General features: G+C 46.1%; 8 protein-coding genes, 8 tRNA genes and 1 rRNA gene. All 17 read left to right on the plus strand.

Features of this window, described 5'->3' with window-relative positions:
* Positions 1 to 10: 10 nt before the first annotated feature.
* Positions 11 to 1,012 (plus strand): PP2C family protein-serine/threonine phosphatase, encoded by a 1,002-nt coding sequence (locus HU147_RS07520; RefSeq protein ID WP_224075658.1) that lies wholly within the window; start codon positions 11 to 13, stop codon positions 1,010 to 1,012.
* A 93-nt stretch (positions 1,013 to 1,105) separates the two neighbouring features.
* Positions 1,106 to 1,435, plus strand: a complete 330-nt coding sequence (locus tag HU147_RS07525) for an anti-sigma factor antagonist (RefSeq protein ID WP_224075659.1) — start codon at positions 1,106 to 1,108, stop codon at positions 1,433 to 1,435.
* Between the two features lies 1 nt (position 1,436).
* Positions 1,437 to 1,907: an anti-sigma B factor RsbW gene (gene rsbW / locus HU147_RS07530; RefSeq protein WP_036807356.1), complete on the plus strand. Its 471-nt coding sequence runs from the start codon at positions 1,437 to 1,439 to the stop codon at positions 1,905 to 1,907.
* Positions 1,885 to 2,667 (plus strand): RNA polymerase sigma factor SigB, encoded by a 783-nt coding sequence (gene sigB, locus HU147_RS07535; protein WP_036807353.1) that lies wholly within the window; start codon positions 1,885 to 1,887, stop codon positions 2,665 to 2,667. Before rsbW ends, sigB begins: the two co-directional genes overlap by 23 nt.
* Positions 2,667 to 3,266 carry a PP2C family serine/threonine-protein phosphatase gene (locus HU147_RS07540; RefSeq protein ID WP_224075660.1) on the plus strand — a complete coding sequence of 200 codons (600 nt, stop codon included), beginning with the start codon at positions 2,667 to 2,669 and terminating at the stop codon, positions 3,264 to 3,266. The genes sigB and HU147_RS07540 overlap by 1 nt, the downstream gene beginning before the upstream one ends.
* A 346-nt stretch (positions 3,267 to 3,612) precedes the next feature.
* On the plus strand, positions 3,613 to 4,863 hold the full coding sequence (locus HU147_RS07545; protein ID WP_224075661.1) for an MFS transporter: 1,251 nt from the start codon (positions 3,613 to 3,615) through the stop codon (positions 4,861 to 4,863).
* 132 nt (positions 4,864 to 4,995) lie between these two features.
* Complete coding sequence (locus HU147_RS07550) at positions 4,996 to 7,161, plus strand: Tex family protein (RefSeq protein ID WP_317985500.1); 2,166 nt, start codon at positions 4,996 to 4,998, stop codon at positions 7,159 to 7,161.
* 86 nt (positions 7,162 to 7,247) lie between these two features.
* Complete coding sequence (locus HU147_RS07555) at positions 7,248 to 7,703, plus strand: SprT family protein (protein WP_224075662.1); 456 nt, start codon at positions 7,248 to 7,250, stop codon at positions 7,701 to 7,703.
* 94 nt (positions 7,704 to 7,797) lie between these two features.
* A tRNA-Asn gene (locus tag HU147_RS07560) sits at positions 7,798 to 7,872 on the plus strand.
* A gap of 4 nt (positions 7,873 to 7,876) precedes the next feature.
* Positions 7,877 to 7,951, plus strand: a tRNA-Glu gene (locus HU147_RS07565).
* A 211-nt stretch (positions 7,952 to 8,162) separates the two neighbouring features.
* A tRNA-Met gene (locus tag HU147_RS07570) sits at positions 8,163 to 8,239 on the plus strand.
* A gap of 4 nt (positions 8,240 to 8,243) precedes the next feature.
* Positions 8,244 to 8,319: transfer RNA gene (locus HU147_RS07575), tRNA-Asp, on the plus strand.
* 6 nt (positions 8,320 to 8,325) lie between these two features.
* Positions 8,326 to 8,400: transfer RNA gene (locus HU147_RS07580), tRNA-Gln, on the plus strand.
* Positions 8,401 to 8,524: 124 nt separating this feature from the next.
* Positions 8,525 to 8,610: transfer RNA gene (locus HU147_RS07585), tRNA-Leu, on the plus strand.
* Positions 8,611 to 8,618: 8 nt separating this feature from the next.
* Positions 8,619 to 8,695 (plus strand) — tRNA-Arg (locus HU147_RS07590).
* Positions 8,696 to 8,723: 28 nt separating this feature from the next.
* Positions 8,724 to 8,797 (plus strand) — tRNA-Gly (locus HU147_RS07595).
* Positions 8,798 to 9,003: 206 nt separating this feature from the next.
* Positions 9,004 to 9,223, plus strand: a 16S ribosomal RNA gene (locus tag HU147_RS07600); the annotation flags it as partial.

The raw sequence follows: 9,223 nt of genomic DNA on the forward strand, positions 1-9,223 counted from the left end.
GGAGCACACTATGGTCCACAAAATCGAAAATCAATATAAAGAAATTTTGAATCAGTATATGCAAAGACAATCTGAACAAAATCTGTATGTGGGTCAAAACTTCAGCCGCCAGCTTATTTCTGAAAACATTTCTCCGGAAGAAGTGATCAGTGTCCATAAAGCGGCGATGCAGGAAATTTACAAGGAGCTGCCGGATGTTGTCTGGCATTCCTTCGATTTTCTGATTGAAATGATGATCAATTACGGATTGGCTCTACAGGAACGCCAAAGCTTACTGCAGCGCCAGGAAGAAATACGGGTGGAAATGGATTTGGCGGCGAATGTCCAGGAGACATTGCTGAAGACAAAATTGCCGGCCTTAAAAGGTTTGGATATTGGCCTCTTGTCAATCCCGGCCCGCAAAATGAACGGAGATTACATATATTTTATCAGTGACGAAGAAGGCCATGCCGGAATCGCCGTTGCCGATGTAATCGGCAAAGGGCTGCCGGCAGCTCTTTGCATGTCCATGGTCAAGTTCGGCATGGACAGTTTGAACAATTCGCCGGCCAGCCCAAGTGAAGTATTGGGTGTCATCAACCGGGTAGTTGAGAAAAGCATTGATGATTCCATGTTTGTTTCCATGTTCTATGGCCGCTACGATGCAAGCACTGCGGCATTGACTTATGGATCTGCGGGGCATGAACCGGCTATTTTGTACCGCTCAAAAACGGGCGAATTCGATGAATTGTATGCGAAAGGGCTTCTTCTCGGTGTTTCTCCGGCTGCAGCGTATGAAGAACATACCGTCCAGCTGGAAGAAAACGATCTGGTCATTATGATGACGGATGGCGTGACAGAAGGGCGCACCGATGAAGGGTTTATCGAGCGTGAAGTTATTTTTGAGCTGATTCAGCAGAAAAAAGATGAACCGGCTCAAATCATTGTCCAGCACGTTTATGATGAGCTCGAACGCATGCAGAATGCAGAGCTTCGGGATGACTTTACACTAGTTATTTATAAAAAAGTCTAATCCTAGGTTTAAGGACCGCTTACAAGTGGTATTTAAACTTACGATGGCTTTTTTAAGTTCAAGCGAATTAAAGAAAAACGGGGTGTCAAATAGATGAATATTCAAGTGGAACTAGAAGAAACAGACAATAAATTAAAAGGCTATATACACGGGGAAATTGATGCGCATACTGCGCCGGTTCTTCGCGAAAAATTAGAAGCTTACCAAACCCAAGATGGCATAAATGCAGAGTTGGATCTTTCCGACGTTAATTATATGGATAGTACTGGATTAGGCGTATTTGTAGCATTCTATAAATCAGTGAATGCTAAAGGCGGACATGTGAAGCTGACTGGCCTCTCATCCCGTTTAAAACGGCTATTCGACATAACTGGTTTGGGCGATATCATGGATATCGAATCAGTTGGAAAAGGTGGTAATTGATATGCGTCCTTTCGATTATGTTGAAATGAGGGTTCCTGCTAAATCACAATATGTAGGGGTTGCCCGTTTGACCATTTCAGGGTTGGCAAGCCGTATTGGATTTACATTTGACGACATTGAAGATTTGAAAATTGCTTCAAGTGAAGCGGTGACAAATGCGGTTCAGCACGCTTATACAGAAGGCGAAGAAGGCGAAGTTGTTATTGGTTGTGCCCTTTATGGAGACAAAATTGAGATAATGGTTGCCGATCATGGGCAAAGCTTTGACTTTGAAGAGACGAAAGCGAAAGTTGGTCCTTACCACGATCAGGAAGAAGGCGCTTTCCTTCGTGAAGGAGGTCTTGGCCTGTACTTAATCGAAACCTTAATGGATGAAGTGAAAGTCCATCATCAGGAAGGCGTTACAGTCTTCATGACAAAGTATGTTGGAGGAGAGCAGGTGGAAGAGGATGTCGAAACGATCTCATCCTAATCAGCCAACCAAAGAGCAAGTGCTTGAATGGATTGAGGCTTACCAGAAAAACGAAGATGAAGAAGCCCAAACAATGCTTGTCATGAATTACAAACGGCTTGTTGAATCGATTGCACGCAAATATTCCAATGGTAAATCTTACCACGAAGATATTGCACAAGTAGGCATGCTTGGGCTTCTTGGTGCCATCCGGCGCTACGATCCTTCTTTTGGCAGAAGTTTTGAAGCCTTTGCAGTTCCGACAATCATCGGTGAAATTAAACGATTCCTGCGGGACAAAACGTGGGCGATCCATGTGCCGCGCCGTATTAAGGAATTAGGACCTCGCATCAAGTCGACGGTTGAAGTGCTGACGCGTGAACTTCAGCGTTCGCCGCAAGTATGGGAAATCGCCGAGTATTTGGATGTTGATGAAGATGATGTACTGGAAGCAATGGAAATGGGCAAGAGCTATCAGGCTCTTTCAATGGACCATTCTTTGGAAGCCGATTCAGATGGCAGTACAGTAACCTTATTTGACGTTGTCGGACAAGAAGACGATGGTTACGAAAAAGCGGATCAGCGCATGCTTGTAGCGAATGCGATGAATGTGCTTTCTGAACGGGAAAAGCAAATCATCCAGTATACCTACATAGAGCAGCTGAGCCAAAAAGAAACCGGAGACAAGCTGGGGATTTCCCAAATGCATGTTTCCCGTCTGCAGCGCAAAGCGATTAAAAAACTACAAGAAGCCATCTTGGCTGCCGGCGGAGTCTCATAGTGGAGAAAATCCAGCATAGTTTTGTTGATGCCTATATTTTCAACGAAGCAAAAAAAGGGAATTATGAATCTGGGGACAGCTACCATACTGTTCTGACAGACGATTATTTCATTTGCTCCGTAGCCGATGGTCTCGGGAATGGCCCTGTGGCACGAGAGTCCTCACAGGTTATTCCTCAAATATTAGAAAAGTTTCATCATGAAACCATTGATGAGCTGATGAAACGGTTCAATGATCTGATGGTCCAAAAACGCGGGGCAGCTGTTGCAATCTTCAAAGTGGACTTTAAGAAAAAGACACTTGAATACAGCTGTGTCGGAAATATCCGGTTTTATTTATACCGGAAAGGGACCGATGAAATGATTTATCCTTTGCCTGTCATGGGCTACTTATCAGGACGCCCGCAGAAATTGCGGACGCAACTTTACACGTATGTAGAAGACGATCTGTTCCTCATACATTCTGATGGAGTGGAATTACGAAATCCGAAAGCAATGATGCGCCAAGCAGGAATTCCTGAACGCTTGTATTACGATATCCTGCGTTCGATTCAAACTGGTGATGACGCAACATTTATAGCAGGAAGCCTACTCAAATGAGTGGGCTTCTTTTTTTTGCCTTCTTTTTTAAACCAAAACCGAAACCAAAACCAAAACCAATTAATTTTACTTAAAATTCTGATAAAATCAAAAGGTTTTAATTCTATGTATTGAAAGCGCTTTCTCATACACTTCTATATATCAAAGAGCTTCGGATTGTGGATATGAAAAATACACGGTCCAGAGACCTTGTTGCTGCAAAAGCCTTGGGGAAACGCAGATAAATTTTATCCGGAAGGAGGAATGTGAAAGTACAGCGGCTTGGATTAGTGGACCGATTGCTGTAATTAGGGCAATGCCGGTTCAGGTGTAAGATGAATCGAATCAACGAGGAGGAGTGATGAGAATGGCTTTATTGAAAAAAGGGATTACGTACGAAACCAAATTGGTTATGCTCTTTTTTGTAGCTTGGGGATTTTTGTATTTGGATCGACAGGCTATATCGATGCTAATGCCGATGATTATTGAAGATATTGCGCTCAATAATACAAAAATCGGCCAAATCAATATGTGGCAAACAATCGGTTTTGCGATTTCCGCACCGGTTTTCGCCATACTTTCAGACCGTTTGGGCCATAAAAAGAAAATCCTGTTTTGGGCTACGCTCGTCACATCGATTCTTGCGCTGATTACCATGTTTGCGGGGTCTTTCAACTACTTGCTGATTGTGCGGACTTTGCTTGGTGCCAGTGAAGGGATTATCCTGCCCTTATCCATTTCAATGCTGGCAGCCGTTTCACGTCCGACCACTCTTGGGCGGAATATGGGGCTAGTGTATGCCGGGGCTGCTGTAATCGGTGTTGCGCTTGGGCCGGTTATTGTTACGCAGTTAGGCGAATTGTTTGACTGGCGCTATGCTTTCTTGTTTGTCAGCCTGCCTAGTTTTATTGCGGCCATGCTGATGCTAAAAGTCATTAAAGAAACAGACGTTGAGCCTGCGGCAACAGCCGAAGCAAACACCATTACAATCAGCAGCATTTTAAATGGCTTAAAAAACCGGAACATCTTAATCTGTACACTCATCAGCGTGTTCTGCATGGGCGCCATGTGGACATTCAATTCGTTCCTGCCGCTTTATTTGACGCAAATCAGCCAGCTGTCGATTACGCAAATGGGGATTGTCTTCTCGCTGTTCGGGCTGCTGACGATTGTATGGCAAATCTTCATCCCTTATTCTTCTGACAAAATCGGGAGAAAGCCAGCGATGCCGGGGTACTTGGCATTGGCGATGGTTACGCCGCTCGTGTTGTTCGTTTTCCCGAACTCAGCTGCGAGCCTGGTAATTTTGGTACTGTTTGGCGGGATCATTTTGGCGATGAATACGATTTATCAAAGCATCATCCCGGTTGAAAGTGTTTCGCCTTTGGTCATGGCTTCCGCCAATGCCTTGATCATGGGCGTGGGTGAATTGGTCGGCGCCTTCTCTATCGGGTTTTCGGGAGTGTTGGCAGACGCATACAGCCTGCCGGCGGTGATGCTCGTCGTTCCGATTTCCTACTTTGTCGCGTTCCTGGTTTCCTTCGGTTTGGTCGAAACTCTGAGAACGAAATCTGCTGCTAAAGAACAAGCTTTGGTGAAAGCCACTCCGGAAATTTAATCTGGCTGCAATTTAATTTACTCGCAGCGCACGCTAAATTGAGTAAGAAAAGAAGCGGAAGGAAGCCGGCTCAAACAAGTTGGCTTCTTTTTTCTGTGTTAAAATAATAAGGAAATGAAGGGAAGTGTCTTTATGGAAATGCAGCAAATTCATGCGTTGATCGCCAAAGAAACCGGTGTGCGTCCGAATCAGGTAGGGCAAGTTATTGCGTTGATTGAAGACGGCAATACCGTCCCGTTTATCGCGCGTTACCGGAAAGAAGCGACCGGCTCGCTCGATGAAGTGCAGATCAAAGCCATCGATGACCGTTATACATATATCCAAAACCTGGAACAGCGAAAAATAGAAGTCATCCGCTCCATCACCGAACAAGAAAAACTGACGCCGGAGCTTGAAAAGGAAATTTTAGGCGCTACGGTATTGCAGCGCGTAGAAGATCTCTACCGGCCTTACAAACAAAAACGCCGCACGAAAGCGACGATTGCCAAAGAAAAAGGGCTGCAGCCGCTTGCTGATTGGCTCCTGGAATTCCACAAAGAAAACCCAACGGCTAAAGCAAAAGAATTTATCAATAAAGAAGCTGGAATCGAATCGGCAGAAGAAGCCATCCAGGGTGCGCAGGACATTTTGGCGGAACTATTTGCAGACGATCCGGACATCCGGGAAAAGGTCCGGTACATGACCCGCAAAAACGGAACGATTGCCACTGCTGCCAAAAAGAACCACGAAGATGAAAAACAAGTGTTCGAAATGTATTACGAATACGAGGAAGCGATTCAAAAAATCGTTCCCCACCGGATTTTAGCCATTAACCGCGGAGAGAAAGAAGATGTCTTGAAAGTCTCCATCAATCCGCCGGTAGACCGAATTCTTACGCTCATGAAAAACAAATGGGTCAAAACTTCTTCGGCTGCGGGAGAAATTGTGGCTGCTGCAATCGAGGACAGCTACAAACGGTTGATTCAGCCGTCCGTAGAACGTGAAATCAGAACCGAGTTGAGCGAAAAAGGGGAGACGCAAGCCATCCATATCTTCTCGGAAAACTTGCGCAATCTGCTGCTTCAGCCGCCGATGAAAAACAAAATGGTGCTCGGGGTAGACCCGGCTTACCGGACAGGCTGCAAATTGGCCGTGATTGATGAAACCGGAAAACTGTTGGAAGTGGCTGTAATTTATCCGCATGCGCCTAAAAACGATCAGACTGGCGCGAAAAAAATAATGAAGCAGCTCGTTTCAAAATACCCGATTGAAATCATGGCGATTGGAAACGGGACAGCTTCCAGAGAAACCGAGCAGTTTGTCGCTGATTTTATCTCGGAAACCGCTAAAGGCATTTCCTATGTCATTGTCAACGAAGCGGGTGCGAGTGTGTATTCGGCATCAGACATCGCACGTGCTGAGTTTCCGGACCTTCAAGTGGAAGAGCGGAGTGCCGCTTCGATTGCGCGCCGTCTGCAGGATCCGTTGTCGGAACTGGTGAAAATTGATCCGAAAGCGGTAGGGGTCGGGCAGTATCAGCACGACGTATCACAGAAGAAGCTGGCGGAACAGCTGACGTTTGTCGTTGAGACGGCGGTAAACCAGGTAGGCGTAAATGTAAACTCCGCTTCAGCATCCTTGCTGCAGTACGTGGCGGGCTTAAGCAAAACCGTAGCAGAGAACGTCATCAAAATGCGTGATGAGAACGGCCGCTTTACAACGCGTGCACAACTCAAGAAAATTCCGCGTCTTGGTGCAAAAACCTATGAACAGGCAATCGGGTTCCTGCGGATTCCGGAAGGGAAAAATCCGCTGGACGCAACCGGAATCCATCCGGAAAGCTATGATATTGCAGAAAAACTGTTGAATTTGGTCGGAGCGGATAAGAAAGACGTCGGCAAGCCGGAAGTGGCAGAGAAATTAGGGCAGCTGCCGCTGGACGAACTCAGCGAAAAATGGGGCGTCGGGGAAGTGACGCTGCAGGATATTCTGGATGCACTGAAAAAACCGAACCGGGATCCGCGCGACGAATTCCCGCAGCCTTTGCTGAAAAGCGATATTTTGAAGATGGAAGATTTGCTGCCAGGGATGGAAGTGCAAGGAACTGTCCGCAATGTCGTGGACTTCGGCGCGTTTGTCGATATTGGCGTAAAACAGGACGGGCTTGTTCATATTTCGAAATTGAAAAAAGGCTTTGTGAAACATCCGCTGGAAGTCGTGGCGGTTGGCGATATCGTTACCGCATGGGTGGAAAAAGTCGAAAAAGACAAGGGGCGCATTGCATTGACGATGCTGCCGCCGAAAGAACAAATCGAATAGGGTTAAGAAATGCCCATGCACAGACAGCCGCTTCTTGTTAAAATAGAAGCGGCTGTTTTATTTAAAAAAGAAATAGGTGAATAACGATGACCAACAACGAACTGACAGAACTGATAAAAGAAATCTCTCATTCCGTATTCCATAAGCCATTTCGCCACAAAGGGATTTTCAATGCCCGTTTAAGAACAACAGGCGGAAGATACTTATTGAAATCGCATAATATCGAAATCAATCCGAAATCATATGAGAAATTCGGTTTCAGCGAATTGGAAGGAATCATCAAGCATGAACTGTGCCATTATCATTTACATATAGAAGGAAGAGGCTATAAACACCGGGATGCCGATTTCAGAATGCTGCTGAAAGAAAGCGGAGCTCCGCGGTTCTGCTCGTCAATTGAACCGAGAGTGACAACGGCAAAGCCGGCGAAACGCTACGTTTACGAATGCATCGCATGCAATGCAAACTATGTCCGGAAGATCCGGATGAATGTGGAAAGATATCGCTGCGGAAGATGCGCTGGAAAGCTTTCTCTAAAATAATAAAAAAGAAATAAAAAAAGGTATTGACGATTCTTCAGGACCTCTTTATAATAGAAAAAGTCGACAAGTACTTAAGCAGTGCTTGAAACACTATTCCGAAGTAGCTCAGTGGTAGAGCACCGCACTGTTAATGCGATGGTCGTAGGTTCGAGTCCTACCTTCGGAGCCATTAAGGCCCCTTGGTCAAGCGGTTAAGACACCGCCCTTTCACGGCGGTAACACGGGTTCGAATCCCGTAGGGGTCACCAATCACTTTAAAAAGCAATTGAGTTAAATTGCTATTTTGAAATACATACTTTAGAGAAGTTCCTTATATATCTTATAAAGTAATATTATTGTCGCGGGGTAAAGCAACGAGCCGTATGAAAACGGCGAAGTTACACCGAAGCAGCCGAAGGCGATGCAGGTGTCCGCTACAAAAGAAGCGTAAGAGAAACAAAGTATTACTACTATTATTGTCGCGGGGTAGAGCAGTTCGGTAGCTCGTCGGGCTCATAACCCGGAGGTCGCAGGTTCAAATCCTGCCCCCGCAACCAAAAAGGTCCCGTGGTGTAGCGGTTAACATGCCTGCCTGTCACGCAGGAGATCGCCGGTTCGATCCCGGTCGGGACCGCCATTTTATTGGGGTATAGCCAAGCGGTAAGGCAACGGGTTTTGATCCCGTCATGCCCTGGTTCGAATCCAGGTACCCCAGCCATTTTTAAAATGCCGATCTAATTGATAACAGCGCAACAATTATTGAAACGGAAAAAATCGAAAAAAGATGTTGACAAGTGATTCTCTAAGTCCTATAATAGAATTTGTCCCTAAAATAATTTTATGCGGTCGTGGCGGAATGGCAGACGCGCTAGGTTGAGGGCCTAGTGGGAGAAATCCCGTGGAAGTTCGACTCTTCTCGGCCGCACCATACGCAATGCGCCCGTAGCTCAATTGGATAGAGTACTTGACTACGAATCAAGCGGTTAGAGGTTCGAGTCCTCTCGGGCGCGCCATCATTTTTCTTTCTTATAACTTTTATATGCGGGTGTAGTTTAGTGGTAAAACCTCAGCCTTCCAAGCTGATGATGAGGGTTCGATTCCCTTCACCCGCTCCATAATTTTAAAACCATGAACCTTGAAAACTGAACAGCAAAACGTCAACATAAATTGTTTGAGCGCCTTGGCGCGAAAACGAATTTATGCGAGGATCGTCGCAAAGCGATCCGAGCACAACTTACTGATCAGGCAAACGCCAGATCAAGCGACTCGCGCGTTCTTCGGAACGGCGAGACGCCAGCAGAATTTGAGCAATCGGTTCTCTATAATGGAGAGTTTGATCCTGGCTCAGGACGAACGCTGGCGGCGTGCCTAATACATGCAAGTCGAGCGGAAGTTGAAGAGCTTGCTCTTCAACTTTAGCGGCGGACGGGTGAGTAACACGTGGGCAACCTGCCCTGCAGATCGGGATAACTCCGGGAAACCGGTGCTAATACCGAATAGTTTTGGGTCCCTCCTGGGACCTAACGGAAAGACGGTTTCGG

This window comes from Planococcus chinensis (genome assembly GCF_020071995.1).
Classification (GTDB): domain Bacteria; phylum Bacillota; class Bacilli; order Bacillales_A; family Planococcaceae; genus Planococcus; species Planococcus chinensis_A.